Here is a 715-nt window from a genome sequence, read left to right as displayed (position 1 = left end):
AACGTGGTGTCCGGCGGCGACGACACCGACTTGCAGCGTGACGGCGATTTCGTGCCGCACGATGCGCGCTACCGCCGCACCGGCGAATATCTCGACGTGCTGAAACGGATCTGGCTGGCCGATGCGCCGGTCGATCACGACGGCGCGTTCTACCGGCTGCGCGGCGCATCGCCGCTCGTGAAGGGCGCGCAGCGACCGCACGTGCCGATCTATTTCGGCGGCTCGTCGCCGGCCGCGCTTGCCGTTGCGGGCGAGCATGCGGATGTCTACATGACGTGGGGCGAGCCGCTCGACGCGGTGCGCGAGCAGATCGCGCGCGTACGGGCCGCCGCCACGCCGTTCGGGCGCGCGCCGCGCATCAGCGTGTCGTTCCGGCCGATCGTCGCCGATACCGAGGCGGCCGCGTGGGAGAAGGCCGAGGCGATCCGCGAGCGCGTGCGGGCGGCGCGGCTCGCGAACGGCCAGCCGATCGCCGGTCATGCGCCGCAGAATGCGGGCTCGCAGCGCCTGATGGCCGCCGCCGCGCAGGGCGATGTGCTCGACGAGCGGCTGTGGATGGGGGTTGCGAACCTGACCGGCGCGCGCTGGAATTCGACCGCGCTGGTGGGCACGCCCGAGCAGGTCGCGCGAGCGCTGGGCGCGTATTACCGGCTCGGCGTATCGACGTTCCTGATTCGCGGTTTCGATCCGCTCGACGATGCACTGGCCTACGGGC

The 715-nt window shown here is 71.7% G+C and carries 1 protein-coding gene; it reads left to right on the top strand.

Translation table 11 applies throughout. The features are described 5' to 3' along the window. The coding region (locus tag JMF90_RS39235) for an LLM class flavin-dependent oxidoreductase (RefSeq protein WP_201326567.1) at nt 1-715 on the top strand (715 nt) is incomplete at both ends.

Origin of the sequence: Burkholderia sp. E168m23, assembly GCF_016586125.1 — a bacterium.
Classification (GTDB): Bacteria; Pseudomonadota; Gammaproteobacteria; order Burkholderiales; family Burkholderiaceae; genus Burkholderia; species Burkholderia orbicola.
Note: the sequence above shows the minus strand (reverse complement) of the source record. Positions and strands in the feature narration are given on the sequence as shown.